The organism is Gardnerella sp. C0026F2 (genome assembly GCF_056590715.1).
Genome location: NZ_JBWPWR010000002.1, coordinates 185,539 through 199,859, shown reverse-complemented (window position 1 = coordinate 199,859; position 14,321 = coordinate 185,539). Strand labels below are relative to the sequence as shown.

The following is a 14,321-nucleotide window of genomic DNA, read 5'->3' as shown; positions in this document are numbered from 1 at the left end:
GAATTCCTTTGTAAACATATTACAAATTATCGCTACAGCTTCTGTGTAAACATATCGCAAATTAGCACTGCAAGCCGCGCACAAAACCTGTATTACCTACTGGCTACAATTAGCGTTTATGACTGACACCAATACTGCAATGTCTGCCGCGCAAAATGCCGCAGAATCTGCCGCTAAAAATGCAGCAGAAAACGAAGCAACAGATACCGTCAATGAAATTGACACTGTTGAACATGCCGAAATGTTACTCGCTCAAGACGAGGCAATCGCCAAGCGCGTAAACGAAGGCGCAAGCCTGGATGAAGCAATCGACCCAAGCAATAAAGAATTTGGACCGCAAGCTCATCCTGAGCAGGTACAGATGCGCGTTGCTAAGCGCGCAATGATGCTTAAGGATGGCGTGCAGCCTTATCCTGTGCATCTTAACGTTACTGATACTATCGAGCAGGTTCGTAAGCAGTTCGACGGCAAGCTTGAAGCTGGCGAAGAAACCGATACTGAGGTTGGTATTGCTGGCCGCGTGCTTTTCTTGCGTAACGCTGGCGGCTTGTGCTTTGTTAAGCTTTCTGCCGGTGACGGTACTACGATTCAGGCAATGGTTTCCAAGAAGGAAATTGGCGAAGAATCCATTAAGAATTTCAAGCAGATGGTTGATTTGGGCGATCACTTGTACGTTCGCGGTCGCGTGATTTCTTCCAAGACTGGAGAGCTTTCCGTATTTGCAACCGAGTGGGCGATTGCTGCTAAGGCTTTGCAGCCGCTTCCAGCTTTGCATAAGGAATTAAGCGACGACACTCGTACGCGTAAGCCGTATATTGGCATGATTGCGGACGAGAAGATTCGCGATATGGTTCGCAGGCGTTCGCGCGCTGTGGCTTCGCTTCGCCGCACTTTCGACAGCCACGACTTCTTGGAAGTTGAAACTCCAATGTTGCAAACGGTTCACGGCGGTGCTGCTGCTCGTCCGTTCACAACTCACATGAACGCTTTCGACATTGATCTTTACTTGCGCATTGCGCCTGAACTTTTCTTGAAGCGCTGCCTGGTTGGTGGCATCGACCGCGTGTTTGAAATCAACCGCGACTTTAGAAACGAAGGCGTGGACGCAACTCACGCTCCAGAGTTTACAATGCTTGAGGCTTACCAGGCTTACGGCACTTACGATACGATTGGCGATCTTACTAAGGAGCTGATTCAGAAGGCTGCTATCGACGCTTTCGGTTCCACGAAGGTGACTTTGCTTAACGGCGAAGAGTACGATTTTGGTGGCGAGTGGAAGCAGATTACCATGTACGGCTCGCTTTCTGAGGCTTTGGGCGAGGAGATTACTCCGGAAACTTCCGTTGAGCATTTGGGCGCGATTGCGGACAAGCTTGGCGTTGAGCGCGACGAAGTTGAGAATCACGGCAAGTTGGTTGAGCACTTGTGGGAGCACTTCTACGAGGATAAGCTTTACGAGCCAACGTTTGTGCGTGACTTCCCAGTTGAGACCAGCCCGCTTGTTAAGGGTCACCGCACTAAGCCTGGAATGGTTGAAAAGTGGGATTTGTACGTGCGCGGCTTTGAGCTTGCAACCGGCTATTCCGAGCTTAACGATCCTGTTGTGCAGCGCGAGCGCTTTGTGGCTCAAGCTAAGGATGCTTTGGCTGGCGATGTTGAGGCAATGGATATTGACGAGGACTTCATTGAGGCTCTCGGCGTCGGTATGCCTCCTGCAGGCGGCATGGGCATGGGTATTGATCGCTTGCTGATCGCTCTTACGGGCGCAACTATTCGCGAGACGATTACCTTCCCACTCGTGAAGCCACTTCGCTAGTTATGATTATCGCTAGTTGGTAAATTTTAATGGATATAAAGCCGTTGGATGTTGGTTAACATTCAGCGGCTTTTTGTATGCGATGAGGTTGTTGCGAGCGCGTTTGGAGCGCTGTGTGACTGTCGTCGTAAGGCGTTAATAGACTAGGTAATTATGACATACAAATTAGTATTGCTCCGACATGGTCAGAGCGCATGGAATAAGACCAATCAGTTCACTGGTTGGGTTGATGTACCGCTGACTGAGCAGGGTGTTGAGGAAGCTAAGCATGGTGGCGAGCTTCTTAAAGAGAAGAACGTTCTTCCAGACATCGTGTTCACTTCTTTGCTTCGTCGTGCTATCAACACCGCGAATTACGCGCTTGATGCAGCCGACCGCCTTTGGATTCCAGTTCGTCGTAGCTGGCGTTTAAACGAGCGTCATTATGGTGCTTTGCAAGGCAAGAACAAGTCTGAGATTCGTCAGGAATATGGCGATGAGAAGTTCATGATTTGGCGTCGTTCTTACGCAACTCCACCTCCTGAGATTGATCCAAACGATGAGTATTCTCAGGCTAACGATCCTCGTTACGCAGGCGATCCAGTTCCAGAAACTGAAGCTTTGGCAAACGTCGTGACTCGCGTAACTCCTTACTGGGAGTCGGATATTATTCCAGAGCTTAAGGCCGGCAAGACTGTAATGATTGCTGCTCACGGCAACAGCTTGCGCGCAATCGTTAAGATGCTCGACAACTTGAGCGAGGAAGAGATTTCCAAGGTGAACATTCCAACCGCTATTCCTCTGCTTTACGAGTTGGATGAAAACTTTAAGCCAATCAAGCCTCGCGGTGAGTATTTGGATCCAGAAGCTGCTGCTGCTGGTGCTGCTGCCGTGGCTGCTCAGGGTCAGAAGTGAGATTCTGATTAAGCTGGCTTTGGAGCGCTTAAGTTAGCTTTTAAAATAAAAGTAGGTTTGCAATTAATTTGCAGACCTACTTTTTTGTATAAATTATTTTACATTTTAGTTTCGTTGTCATTCAGTCGTGTGGATATTCGTGTGGTAGAGATTTGAGATTTTTCGCACTGAGCGCGGCGAACGTCAGAGCCGCAGGCTGCTGATTCGCCAAGCGAAGAAGAAAAATCGAAAAATCTCTGCGATAAAATGAGGTTATTAACGATTAAGCACGCAGAGTTTGGGGGATTTCTCTACGAGCGCTAAAAGAGGACTGAGAAGCTACATTCTTTAAAGAAAGGCGAACACACTGAACTCTTTTAGCAGCCAGAGCGCCCGAAGGACGGGGCGCGCGAGGAGAGAAATCCCCTAAAACTCGCGCCACATTAAACAATTTGTAATATAAGCTATAGTTATTTTTAAGAAACTACTTTCGCTACTTAATCCATGCGCGTTACGCTACAACAGTGTCTTTATCTGGCTCCGGCTTCTTGGATGGATCGAATCCGGAAACAATAAACACAATTTGTCTTGCGACTGCAACGCAATGGTCTCCAATTCGCTCAATAAAGCGGCTAAGCAGAACGACATCAATTAACTGCCTGCGTGTACCATTCCAATTTTCGCCTTCTACCAGCTCAAAAATCTTCTCGTGCAATTTGTCGAGCGCATCGTCGCCAGCAATAATAGTTTCCGCAATTTGCACGTCGCGATTTGCAACCATGGTCGTTAAGCGACCTGACAGTTCGCGCAAGAAATCAACCATTGCAACAATAGTTTCGCGTCCTTCTTGTGCAATAGCAGATTCAGGCCAGGTCCGTCTAGTAATTTGAGCGAGATGACTTGTTAAATCTCCCATGCGTTCAAACGTTGCAGCTAATCGCATTGTAGCTACAACTTCGCGCAAGTCCGTTGCCACAGGGTTTTGGCGAGCAAGCAAAGTCAAGCATTGGTCAATAGTGTTTGCTTCTAAAGCGTCTAAGTCTGCGTCTTTATCGATAACAGTTTGAGCAGCTTCCAAATCCGCGTTTAAAAGCGCGCTTCCAGCATCGTTTATAGCTTTTGATACAAGTTTTGCCATGCGCTCGATGTTTGAAGCAATCGCCTTCATCTCTTCGTTGAAAATTACTCGCATGGTGCGTCCTTTCTCAGTGCTGTGAGTTTATTTGAACGCCTAGTTTGCACGTCGCTATAAGTCAGGCATCCTATGTAATTATAGACGACGCTTGTAACGAAGCGACCGTTTCTTTACTCCGCTGTAAAGTTTCTGCCGTTTTTGTGGTGATTTTCGACTGAAATTTTACAGCCGTGTAAAGTTTCTGCCGTTTCTTAGCGCGCAAACGACTTTTTCTTTACTCCGCTGTAAAGTTTCTGCCGTTTTTGTGGTGATTTTCGACTGAAACTTTACTCCGCTGTAAAGTTTCTGCCGCTTTTTAGTTGCATAGTTACAAAAGCGCGCAAAGTATGAGATTATAGGAGTATGCCTCAAGGTTCTTCTGCGGTTGTGATCGTTGTATTTGTTGCTTTCGGAGTGCTTGCGTTGTGCGTTGTGCTTTCGTTGTGTGTGTTGATGTCGGATTGGTTTTCTACAGTTTTGCGTCTTTTTAAGCGAGCGTTTAATTATATTCGTGGCGCAAGGTATGACGCAAAGTATGGCGAAAGCGACGACATAAGCGACGACATAAGCGACGATTCAAGTGACAACGCAAGTGACGACATCAGCTCCGACGCGTCCCAAGTTTTGGCAATGCTCGACATGCCAACTGTTGTAATTGATGCCAACAATGACGTAATTCGTGCAAGCTCCGAGGCTTATTTGCTGGGTGTTGTTAGCGATGATTCGTTATGCCAGCCTCGCGTTCTTCAAGCTGTTAATTCCGTGCGAGCTTCTGGCGGATTCGAGCGCTTCTCTTTGGTTACTTCGACCCCTGAGCGTTATGTGTCAATAACTGCAAATCCTCAAGAGTCAACCACTGTTTCGCGCCCTAATTGGCTTACTGTTACGGCTGGAAGCATTGGAGGCGGTATCGTAGTTGTAATTATTGAGGATACGAGTGCAGCTCACCGTTTTGCGCAAACTCGCGATGACTTTATTTCCAACGTTTCTGAGCAGTTAATGCAATCTACTCGCAACTTAACTCAGCTTACGAAAGTTTTGCAAAACGAACAGGTATCTGCGCAAAAAATTAAAGATATTGCGCAAATTGCCGGTAAATCTTCCAAGAAACTTGAGCACATGCTTGAAGATTTGTTGTGGCTGGTTCGCGCTCAAAATCCTATTGACCTAGATTCTGCGCAAGTATTTTCTTTGAATGATGTTTTGTCGTATGTGCAAAATCAAGTTGCTGCGTTTGCTAAGGATTGTTGCGTACGTGTTGTGTCAAAAGTCGATTCGCGCTTATGCGTGCGCGGTGAAATTTCGCAAATTCAAGCTGCAGTACGGAAATTAGTTGAGAATGCAATTACGTATTCTCCAAAAAATTCTACAGTTTCGCTATCTGCGTCGCTATCTACAGATGGTCAATACGTTGTGATCCGTGTTGTAGATCGCGGAGTTGGCATTGATTTGCAAGATCAGTCGCGAATTTTTGAACGATTCTATCGTGCGAATAATCAAAATAGTCAAAGCCAGGATGGCGTTGGTTTAGGGCTTGCAATTGCTAAGCATGTGGCACTTACGCACCACGGAAATATTACTCTTTGGAGCATGCCAGGGCAGGGTACTACCGTAAGTTTTGCGCTACCAATTGCAAATAAATAAGTAGTAAATAATTCAGCAAGTAGGAAAGTTATCGGTAAGTTAGCGGTAAGTTAGCGGTAAGTTAGCAAATCAGCAATAAACTACTTTCCTAAGCGCCTGTAGTCCCAACGGTCAAAATGTTCCCAAATTAATAGCAGAACGCCAATAATTGTTCCCGATACGCAAAACAACACAGGGAACCAAGTTGTAATATGCAATAACGCAACGATAAGCGCAATTATTGTTGCGACTAACCACGCAATCGTTCCTATAGAAAAAACCTTTCGCAAATCAACTTGCAGCGGTTTCGGCGCTGCTTTTCGCGCATCAGGATTAACTATAGGTGCAAATTTCATACTTCCAACCATACAACTTACCGAAGTCTAAGTGTGATGAGTGCAGCTTAAGCGCGAAAATTAGCGGATTTAGGCTGTGTGTGTTTCTTACATCCTAACCACGTTGTAACCTTTCACATAGAAGATTGAAAGAAAGTCAGTTGGGGGTGTGGCGTTTGTGCGCTGCGTTCCACGTTTAACGTAAGAAAGTGATTAGTATGAGACATGCTGCACATGGTGCCACAAAAGCAAAGAGGCATGGAGATTCGCCGCTTTCGCTGTTTGTAGCTCAGCATGGTGCGCATGGTGCTCATGGTGCGCATAGTGTGCGTGGTATGCGTTCTGTTCAGACTAATCGTGTTAATGAGCGTTTGGCTGCGGTTGCTACTAGCAATGGTGCTGTTGTAGAGCTTCCAGAAGCTGTTTCTGAGCGTTTACAGGAGCTTGTTCCTCAAAGCAGGCGCGCGCTTAGGTTGTCTAAGCTTGCTAATGAGCGTCGTCGCAATGTAATACTTTCGGCTTCTCTTGTTGCAATGGTTGGTACTGTTGCAGCTACTATGGCTTTAACTAAGGTTAATAGTTTTGATGCTCGCGCTTCCGAATTTGAGCCGTCTATGACTGCAGTTGGCGACGCATCTTCAACAGTTTCGCGTTCTAGCCAGCGTGAGTCTCTTGATCCTATGGCGACTATTAATAACGCTGTTGACTCTATTGAGAATGCTGCTAACAAATCGCATACGGACTCTGCTGATGCTGCAAATAGCGCGAATGAAAATAGTTCTGCTCGCTCGGATTCGAAGCATGAAAACTTAGCCAATAAAGTTGCTAATTCAGTACAACCTGGCACTTTTTCTACTATATCTTCAAAGTCTGATTCGTGGAATTTAGGTTCTGATTCAGGCTTTAATATTGCAGAAATGTCGCGTTCTGCTGCGAATAATCCTAAGGTTGCTTTGTTGATGGATAAAGACTTTGACGTTTTGCCGAAGGGCTTTAATCCAAATCACGCAACTGGCGATACCGGTAACGCGTATGAGTTCAGCCAGTGCACATGGTGGGTGTATATTCGCCGCCATCAGTTAGGTTTGCCTGTTGGCTCGCATTTTGGTAACGGAAATATGTGGGCTGATTCTGCGCGCAGTCTTGGCTATTGGGTAGATAATTCTGCTCGCCACGTTGGCGATATTATGGTGTTCCGCTCAGGTCAGGCTGGTTCTGATCCATTCTACGGGCACGTTGCAGTTGTTGAAAAAATTAATTCAGACGGTTCTATTGAAACTTCTGAATGTGGCGCTTCTTACCAAGGACGAACTTTCTCGCGCAAGTTTGACGCTAAGGAAGTTTCTCAATATCAGTTTATTCATTACTAAAGCTGAATTACTGAAGCTGTATTACTGAAGCTGTATTACTAAAGCTGCTTTGCTTGTTACTAAAATCAGTTTGTTTATTACTAAAATTAGTTTGCTCGTTACTGTAGTTGCTAATTTCTCTTGTATGTAATGCCTCGATGGTATACTACAAAAAGTATGCTAAAACAAAGTAGAATTTTCTCAGTTTTTGTATCAGCTGCCGCTGCAGTTTCAATGCTTACTGTTATGGCGCCATTCGCCATGGCAGAGTCTTCGCATGAGCTTTCCGAGTCAGCTGTCACTTCTACGCGCGCATTTCCAAAGGTGACGAATGTGCGTCGCGATATTTTAACTGAATCTACTTCTACTGATGTCGATACAAATTCTCATTGGGGTGGCATAGAAAGCTTGAATGTACCTCAAACTAAGACTCCTAGCGAACAAGCTGCTGAAACGGCACGCCGTGCTTTTGCTGGAAATGATGCTGCAAGCCGTTCTGGTTTCCGCAGTGGTGTTGAGCAGGTTCCTCTTGCTTCTGTAGTTCCTCCTGACGATAAGTCTGTTGCTTCTCTTTTGAATTTTGCTACTCAATTCTTAGGCAAAGTTCCGTATCGCAGCGGTGGCAATACTCCTGCTGGATGGGATTGCTCCGGTTTTGTGCAGTATGTTTTTGCTAGTGTTGGTGTTTCTTTGCCTCGTACTTCTGGAGCGCAGGCAACTGTTGGGACTCCGATCCCAAGTTTGGCTCAAGCGCAGCCTGGAGATATTATCGCGAATGCGCAGCATGCTTCTATTTATGTTGGTAACGGCATGGTAATTAATTCGCAGCTTGCTGGTACTAAGTACGATCCTATCCGCTACGTGTTCCCAGGTGCATACTCTATTCGTCGCGTTCTGTAGTTTCTGTAGCTTCTGTAGTTTCTGTAGCTGCTGTAGCCGCTGTAGCTTCTGTAGTTATATATCGCAAAACTGCCAACACTCAATCTAAAATTACGCTACAATAGTATTTACAAGTTGTGCGCGAGTGACGCTGCTGTCGCAAGTGCAAGTATGAGGAGGTTGGCAATGATCCCAGAAAAAGCTGTATTGGTTGGAGTTGACGGCTCACACGCGAGCTATAAAGCGGTTTGGTGGGCTGCAAATTACGCAAAGCATGCTGGGTTGCAATTGCAAATTGTTTGCGCTTATTCGTTGCCAAGTTATGCTGCTGTTTCTTTTGATGCCACTTACACTGCGATTGGTGACGATAATGCAGCTCATCACGATGCGCAAGAAATTTTATCTAAAGCAAAGGCTGTTGCTCTTGAGCAGGGTGTTGACGCGACTACGCTAATTGTTACGGGCGATCCTTCTTCGGTTTTCGTGGAGCTTTCTCGTAACTATCAGCTTATTGTGATTGGTAATCGTGGTAAGGGTGGCTTGGCAGAGCGTTTGCTCGGCACAACTAGTTCTTCGCTTCCAGCTTATGCGTATTGCCCAATTGTGGTTGTGCCTTATACTGACGATGACGGTCAGCGTATTCACTTGAATAATACGATTACGCGTGTGGCTGTTGGCTCTGATGAGTCAAAGTGGGGGCTTAAAGCTCTTGAAATTGCGGCTGATTTGGCGGATAGCTGGCATGCTGAGCTTGATGTTATTTCCGCAGTGCCAAGAGTGCAAGGTGCTGAGGGAGACACCGCTGTTATGGGATCGTACATGGAGGATCTTGAGGAGCGTGTGAAGCCAATTTTGCAGCGTTTGCCGGATTTGCAAATTCATCGAACTGTTGTGCCTGGTTCTGCTGTTGAAGCTTTGACTCAGGCTAGTTTGAATCATGATCTTGTGGTTGTTGGTTCTCGCGGTCGCGGTGGCTTTACCGGTCTGTTGCTTGGCTCGATTAGTCAGGGATTGTTGCAGCATTCTTCTAGGCCTGTGTACGTTGTGCCGCGCAAGTATGTGGAATTTAGTGCAGCTCAGGTTGCAGCAGCGCAAAAGCAGCATTCTGAAGCGTCTATTGACGATATTTCCGGAGTGCATGAGGTTGATGTGCCGAAGGCTGGTAAAGAAGCTGCTAAGGAGATTGAGCAAACAATCGATCCGCTGCGTTAATGTGCACTGACGACCTGCTTTCGCGCGCGCTGTGCTGCGCTCGAGCAGATCGTCGCGTACGCAGTTGCTCATCTGCACCAGTAACGAAAAAATGACGATATGCGTTACTAATGCAGTTGCTCGTCTGCGCTAGTAACGAAAAACGGCAGAAACTTTACGCGCGTGTAAAATAAAGGTCGGCTACGCGCTAAAAAACGACCAAAACTGTGCAGCTGTGTACAGTTTCTGCCGCTTCCCAGCCGGATTCCGACCAAAACTTTACAACGGTGTAAAGGAAAAGTCGTTTGCACGCTAAAAAACGGCAGAAACTTTACGCGCGCAGTTGCTCATCTGCGCTAGTAACGAAAAAATGACGATATGCGTTACTAATGCAGTTGCTCATCTGCACCAGTAACGAAAAACGGCAGAAACTTTACGCGCGTGTAAAATAAAGGTCGGCTACGCGCTAAAAAACGGCAGAAACTTTACAACGGTGTGCAGTTTCTGCCGCTTGCCAGCCGGATTCCGACCAAAACTGTGCAGCTGTGTGCAGTTTCTGCCGCCTACGCGCTGTGCTGCGCTCAAGCATGTCATCAGCGAACACGTTTGGAGCGTTTGGAGCGTGAGAGCCGTCTAGTCTTGCGTCTCTTGCTAGTCTTGCGTCTCTTGCGACTCTTGCTACTCTTGCGACTCTTGCTACTCTTGCGACTCCGCTTCAGTATTCTCGCGCTTTTTCAGCATAAAACGCGCGCGCCTGGCATCTCGCTTAGCTTTCTTTTCAGCGAGCTTTTCCTTGTTCATCTCAATTGCGCGCTTGTAAATCTTAAGCAGCTCAAGCGCTTGGCTCTTAAAATCGTTATTCTTCGAATACTCGAGCACGTTCGCCTTAAGCTGAGCCTGCTCAGCCTCGCTCATATTCAAAACTTTACTAAAAACAGCCTTAAAATCTTCCTTAGTATCCCACTGATACCCGTTTTGACCGCTAATAATCTGCTTCTCATTCGGCACATCATGCTTTACAAGCGCAAACAGACCGGAAGCCATTGCCTCTAGCATCGAAAGTGAGTGCATTTCGGAAAGTGAGGCGGTTGTGTAGTAGTCCATTGCGTGCAAATACTTTGGAATTTCCGTGTGAGCAATAGGCCCAAGCAAGCAAATTCTGTCGTCAAAGCCATTATCTGCCACTCGCTTGCGCAACGATTCCAAATCAGGACCGCCGCCAATAACAAATAAGCGCGCTTTTTCGCGAGGAAAATCGCAATACATAAAGTTGTCAATTAATTCTGAAATATTTTTTTCAGCGCCGATTCTACCAACGAAAACAAACAGCTTAGTAGAGTCAGAAACGCCATATTTTTCGCGGAAAGCTTTGCGGAATGCAAGTCGCTCAGGCGTTGGTAGGAACTTTTTATATTCCACAGCATTATTCAGCACAATCACTTTTTTATCAACCTTCTGACGGTCAATATATGCCTGTGCTTTAGGAGACATGCTCGTAATAATTGTGGCATTTTTCGAGAATCGCATAAAATATTTCGCCGAAATATTGCGAGAGAACTCAGTAAAATGCTTTAAACCAATGTAAAACAGGAATTTATCGTATTCTGTGTGAAGCGTGTAAATAACGGGAATATGCTCTTTTTTTGCTACTTCCAAGCCGATTTCGCCAATACCAAATTCGTTTTGAATATGAATGACATCCGGCTTAAATTTAAGAGGAAGTTGCTTTCGCATGTGACCAATCGGGAGCGCAACGCGGTATTTGTAAAGCTTTTTAAGCAATATGCCCGGAACGTAAACAACTCCATCTACAAGCTTGGTTTTGCGCTGTTTTTCGGAGCCGACCGTGACTACTAGCACTTCATGACCAAGCTCTTCATACATCTTTTTGAGCATGTAAGACTGTGTTGCGACGCCATTTATGTACGGTGGATACGTTTCGGTAAAAATAGCGATTTTCAAAGTTTCCTCCGGTTGCATACATGCATGCGTAGCGTCATTATTGCGCAAATATCTTGTGTACTCAATTGTGCCACACGTGGTGAATTTTAGTGTGATTTTAGTGTGATTTTAGTGCAAGCTTAGTGTTATTTTAGTGCAAGTTTAGTGCGATTTTTCGCGACTTTTTTCGCGACTTTTTTCTCGACTTTTGGCTTATTCTAGCTGCGAACAGTAACGTTTACGCTAACTTGAGCGCCTTTTTCGAGCGTATGCTTAACAGTACAACCCCTGGAAATGTGGCGTTCCATGCGCTCTTTTAGTGCGGACGCATCTTCCTGGCTGAGTGCAGGTTTTGCGCAAGTTGCGTCAAGAGTGACGTCTTCTTGAAAACGCAAGTACGTGCCTTCTTCCGCGTCGTACGTGCCGTTTACTACAACTCGCGCTCCAGCGCCCTCGCCAATAGCGTGTTCTGCAGCGTACTGGCTGCTAAGAGCTGTGCAACCAGCTAAAGCGATTTGCATTAATTCAACTGGGTTGAACATGCCTTCGCCGTGACCAAACTTCAAGCTCACACCGTCGTCGCTGTGTGCTTCCCAAGTGCCGTCCTCGTTGCGCTCTACCCATAATCTTCTAGACATTTTTGCTCCTTTGCTGTAGTCGTATTTGTTCATGTTATCGTAAGGATTGTAACTTTGCGCTCAATCGTAGAATCTAGCGTTTTGCGTGGTAGATATATGGTTTTACGAGCGCAATTCTCTAAATTTATTAGTGCTTTGTTAACATGGCAGCATGGCTTTAACAGAAGAAGAACTTGCAGCAATTCGCGCGCGCGTACCACAAAAACCGCTTTCCAGCATCCCAACTCCTTACGAGGATTTAGTGCGAAAAATCCTTACGGAAGGCACTTTAAAATCTGATCGCACAGGCACTGGCACAATCTCGCTTTTTGGCCAGCAAATCCGCTTCGACATTAGCAAATATTTCCCGCTTATCACCACTAAAACCGTGTTTTTCAAAGGACTTGCATACGAGTTGCTTTGGTTCCTTAAGGGTTCGAGTAACGTGCGTTGGTTGCAGGAAAATGGCGTTCACATCTGGGACGAGTGGGCGGACGAAAACGGCGATTTGGGTCCTGTTTACGGTGTGCAGTGGAGGAGTTGGCCGGCGCCGACCGCGGAAAATCCAAACCGCACAATCGACCAAATCGCAAACGTGCTGGATCTTATGAAGAATCATCCAGATTCTCGTCGCATGATTGTTAGCGCTTGGAATCCTGCGGAAGTTGAGCATATGGCATTGCCGCCTTGCCACTCGCTTTTCCAATTTTACGTTGCTGACGGCAAGCTTTCGTGCCAGCTTTACCAGCGTTCTTGCGACATGTTCCTCGGCGTGCCGTTTAATATTGCGTCTTACTCGCTTTTGACGATGATGATGGCTCAGCAGGCAGGACTTGAGCCGGGCGAGTTCGTGTGGACGGGGGGCGATTGCCATATTTACGACAATCACGTTGAGCAGGTGCTCGAGCAGCTTTCGCGCGAGCCGTACCCGTATCCGCAGCTTGAAATTCGTAAGGCGGATTCGATTTTTGACTACGATTACAGCGATTTTAAGGTGGTTGATTACAAGCATCATCCGACGATTAAAGCTCCGGTTGCGGTGTGATTGATTGCTGTGTGATAATTGCGAATTATTTTGCTTGATCTTGCTTGATTTAGTTTAATTTTTAGCTTGTTTTAGCGTGTGAGGTGCGTATATGGCAAACAGCGTGTCGCATAATTTCCCTGTGCGACTGATTTGGGGCGAGGCTTTCGGTTTGGGCGGCAAGCCCGGCGCGATGGGTGTAAACGGAGGGATGCCGTGGCGACTTTCGCCGGATTTGCGCTATTTTAAGGCGATGACTATCGGCTGCCCTGTGATTATGGGTCGAGGCACGTGGGATGCGATGCCTCCGAAGTTCCGTCCGTTGCCTGGGCGCGAAAATATTGTTGTTACGCATAATCCTGATTTTGTAGCAGATGGAGCGCGTAGTTTTACTAGCATTGACGCGGCTTTGGATTACGCGCGCGAATGGCTGGAAAATAGGGAAGTGCTGGAAAGTCAGGAAAGCGTATCTCAAGACGTATCTCAAGACGTATCTCAAGACTCGCCTCAAGATGGACCAGCAATCTGGGTTATTGGCGGCGCTGCGATTTTGCGCGAAATGCTTGCGAATTATCACGCAGACGCAGCTTACGTAACGCAAATTGATGCGAAAGTTGCAGCGGACACATTTGCTCCGAATATTCATGCATTAGTTGATGCAGGAAAATGGCATGTTGCGCGCGAAGGCGAGCTTGAGGAAGCGCCGCTGAAGGTTGGTAGCGAAAGCAATCCTGCACGATACCGGTTTATGGTATATGAGCCTGCTCAGTAAACGAGATAGCAAAGTAAACGAGATAGCAAAGTAAACGAGACAGCAAAGTAAACGAGGAAATATGACTGAAGAATCGAGCAAAATCAAGGTAGACGCGCGTCACCCATATACCGTCATGACGGTTTGCACAGGCAATATTTGCCGCTCGCCAATGGCGGAAATTGTGTTGCGCAACGAGTTTCAATTGAGGGGATTGGGCGACGTCGTTGCTGTGCGTTCCAGCGGTGTAAGCGACGAAGAGTATGGAAATCCGATTGACCGCCGCGCGCAAAGGGAATTAACTAAGCGTGGATACAGGCTTCCTGCTTCGCATTTTGCGCATCGAATTGAAGCGGATGAGATTGCGGAAACGAACCTGTTTTTGCCTATGACGGCTTCGCATATGCGCTCGCTTTTGCGTTTGTTGCCTGCGCAAAAACGCGAACTTGTGCACATGTACCGTGCGTTTGATCCGTCGCTTCCTAAGCCGCAGCCTGGTCGCGAGATGTTGCTTGACTTGGCAGATCCATGGTACGGAGGTCCTCGCGAATTTGAGGTTGCAATGGATCAGGTTGAGCAATGCGCACCTTATATCGTCGATTGGGTTGCTGCGCGCATTGAGAGGGCTTGACGGCGGTAGAAACTTTACAGCCGTGCGCAGTTTATGCCGCCTGCGTACCAAAAAGCGGCAGAAACTTTACGTGCGTGCGCAGTTTATGTCGCCTACGTACCAAAAAGCGGCAGAAAC

Annotated in this window: 13 protein-coding genes; 9 read left to right on the top strand and 4 right to left on the bottom strand. The window is 46.8% G+C overall.

The window, feature by feature from the left end:
• Positions 1–118: 118 nt before the first annotated feature.
• Both lysS and AC1EK3_RS03320 read left to right on the top strand, forming a co-directional pair.
• Complete coding sequence (lysS, locus tag AC1EK3_RS03325; protein WP_480033542.1) at positions 119–1,816, top strand: lysine--tRNA ligase; 1,698 nt, start codon at positions 119–121, stop codon at positions 1,814–1,816.
• A gap of 153 nt (positions 1,817–1,969) precedes the next feature.
• A complete protein-coding gene (locus AC1EK3_RS03320; protein WP_480033543.1) occupies positions 1,970–2,710 on the top strand; it encodes a phosphoglyceromutase in 741 nt (246 codons plus the stop codon).
• A 490-nt stretch (positions 2,711–3,200) separates the two neighbouring features.
• Here the strand turns inward: AC1EK3_RS03320 and phoU are convergent, their stop codons facing one another.
• Positions 3,201–3,881, bottom strand: a complete 681-nt coding sequence (phoU, locus tag AC1EK3_RS03315) for a phosphate signaling complex protein PhoU (protein ID WP_480033544.1) — start codon at positions 3,879–3,881, stop codon at positions 3,201–3,203.
• A gap of 345 nt (positions 3,882–4,226) precedes the next feature.
• Between phoU and AC1EK3_RS03310 the strand changes: the two genes are divergently transcribed.
• Entirely contained in the window at positions 4,227–5,507 is a 1,281-nt protein-coding gene (locus AC1EK3_RS03310; protein ID WP_480033545.1) for a sensor histidine kinase, read from the top strand.
• 80 nt (positions 5,508–5,587) lie between these two features.
• Here AC1EK3_RS03310 and AC1EK3_RS03305 read toward each other — a convergent pair whose 3' ends face one another.
• Positions 5,588–5,854, bottom strand: a complete 267-nt coding sequence (locus tag AC1EK3_RS03305; RefSeq protein ID WP_480033546.1) for a DUF2530 domain-containing protein — start codon at positions 5,852–5,854, stop codon at positions 5,588–5,590.
• A 185-nt stretch (positions 5,855–6,039) separates the two neighbouring features.
• On the opposite strand from AC1EK3_RS03305, the gene AC1EK3_RS03300 reads away from it, so the two are divergent.
• The 3 genes from AC1EK3_RS03300 to AC1EK3_RS03290 all read left to right on the top strand — a co-directional run bounded on the left by AC1EK3_RS03300 (position 6,040) and on the right by AC1EK3_RS03290 (position 9,261).
• Complete coding sequence (locus AC1EK3_RS03300; RefSeq protein WP_480033547.1) at positions 6,040–7,191, top strand: CHAP domain-containing protein; 1,152 nt, start codon at positions 6,040–6,042, stop codon at positions 7,189–7,191.
• A gap of 156 nt (positions 7,192–7,347) precedes the next feature.
• A complete protein-coding gene (locus tag AC1EK3_RS03295; RefSeq protein WP_480033548.1) occupies positions 7,348–8,070 on the top strand; it encodes a C40 family peptidase in 723 nt (240 codons plus the stop codon).
• Between the two features lie 165 nt (positions 8,071–8,235).
• Entirely contained in the window at positions 8,236–9,261 is a 1,026-nt protein-coding gene (locus tag AC1EK3_RS03290) for a universal stress protein (protein WP_004105206.1), read from the top strand.
• A 675-nt stretch (positions 9,262–9,936) separates the two neighbouring features.
• Here the strand turns inward: AC1EK3_RS03290 and AC1EK3_RS03285 are convergent.
• Both AC1EK3_RS03285 and AC1EK3_RS03280 read right to left on the bottom strand, forming a co-directional pair.
• Positions 9,937–11,202, bottom strand: coding sequence for a glycosyltransferase (locus AC1EK3_RS03285; RefSeq protein ID WP_480033643.1), 1,266 nt, complete (start codon positions 11,200–11,202; stop codon positions 9,937–9,939).
• A gap of 197 nt (positions 11,203–11,399) precedes the next feature.
• The gene (locus tag AC1EK3_RS03280; RefSeq protein WP_004119211.1) at positions 11,400–11,819 is read right to left on the bottom strand and encodes an OsmC family protein; all 420 of its coding nucleotides are present in this window, start codon (positions 11,817–11,819) and stop codon (positions 11,400–11,402) included.
• A 151-nt stretch (positions 11,820–11,970) separates the two neighbouring features.
• On the opposite strand from AC1EK3_RS03280, the gene AC1EK3_RS03275 reads away from it, so the two are divergent.
• The 3 genes from AC1EK3_RS03275 to AC1EK3_RS03265 all read left to right on the top strand — a co-directional run bounded on the left by AC1EK3_RS03275 (position 11,971) and on the right by AC1EK3_RS03265 (position 14,204).
• The gene (locus AC1EK3_RS03275) at positions 11,971–12,843 is read left to right on the top strand and encodes a thymidylate synthase (RefSeq protein WP_004105202.1); all 873 of its coding nucleotides are present in this window, start codon (positions 11,971–11,973) and stop codon (positions 12,841–12,843) included.
• 91 nt (positions 12,844–12,934) lie between these two features.
• A complete protein-coding gene (locus AC1EK3_RS03270) occupies positions 12,935–13,594 on the top strand; it encodes a dihydrofolate reductase (protein ID WP_480033549.1) in 660 nt (219 codons plus the stop codon).
• 61 nt (positions 13,595–13,655) lie between these two features.
• A complete protein-coding gene (locus AC1EK3_RS03265) occupies positions 13,656–14,204 on the top strand; it encodes a low molecular weight protein-tyrosine-phosphatase (RefSeq protein ID WP_004119207.1) in 549 nt (182 codons plus the stop codon).
• The last annotated feature ends 117 nt before the right edge of the window (positions 14,205–14,321 follow it).

Bases quoted from the DNA above. Each gene is read 5' to 3' on its own strand.
- lysS (WP_480033542.1), top strand. From the start codon at position 119: ATGACTGACACCAATACTGCAATGTCTGCCGCGCAAAATGCCGCAGAA.
- AC1EK3_RS03320 (WP_480033543.1), top strand. From the start codon at position 1,970: ATGACATACAAATTAGTATTGCTCCGACATGGTCAGAGCGCATGGAAT.
- phoU (WP_480033544.1), bottom strand. From the start codon at position 3,881: ATGCGAGTAATTTTCAACGAAGAGATGAAGGCGATTGCTTCAAACATC.
- AC1EK3_RS03310 (WP_480033545.1), top strand. From the start codon at position 4,227: ATGCCTCAAGGTTCTTCTGCGGTTGTGATCGTTGTATTTGTTGCTTTC.
- AC1EK3_RS03305 (WP_480033546.1), bottom strand. From the start codon at position 5,854: ATGGTTGGAAGTATGAAATTTGCACCTATAGTTAATCCTGATGCGCGA.
- AC1EK3_RS03300 (WP_480033547.1), top strand. From the start codon at position 6,040: ATGAGACATGCTGCACATGGTGCCACAAAAGCAAAGAGGCATGGAGAT.
- AC1EK3_RS03295 (WP_480033548.1), top strand. From the start codon at position 7,348: ATGCTAAAACAAAGTAGAATTTTCTCAGTTTTTGTATCAGCTGCCGCT.
- AC1EK3_RS03290 (WP_004105206.1), top strand. From the start codon at position 8,236: ATGATCCCAGAAAAAGCTGTATTGGTTGGAGTTGACGGCTCACACGCG.
- AC1EK3_RS03280 (WP_004119211.1), bottom strand. From the start codon at position 11,819: ATGTCTAGAAGATTATGGGTAGAGCGCAACGAGGACGGCACTTGGGAA.
- AC1EK3_RS03275 (WP_004105202.1), top strand. From the start codon at position 11,971: ATGGCTTTAACAGAAGAAGAACTTGCAGCAATTCGCGCGCGCGTACCA.
- AC1EK3_RS03270 (WP_480033549.1), top strand. From the start codon at position 12,935: ATGGCAAACAGCGTGTCGCATAATTTCCCTGTGCGACTGATTTGGGGC.
- AC1EK3_RS03265 (WP_004119207.1), top strand. From the start codon at position 13,656: ATGACTGAAGAATCGAGCAAAATCAAGGTAGACGCGCGTCACCCATAT.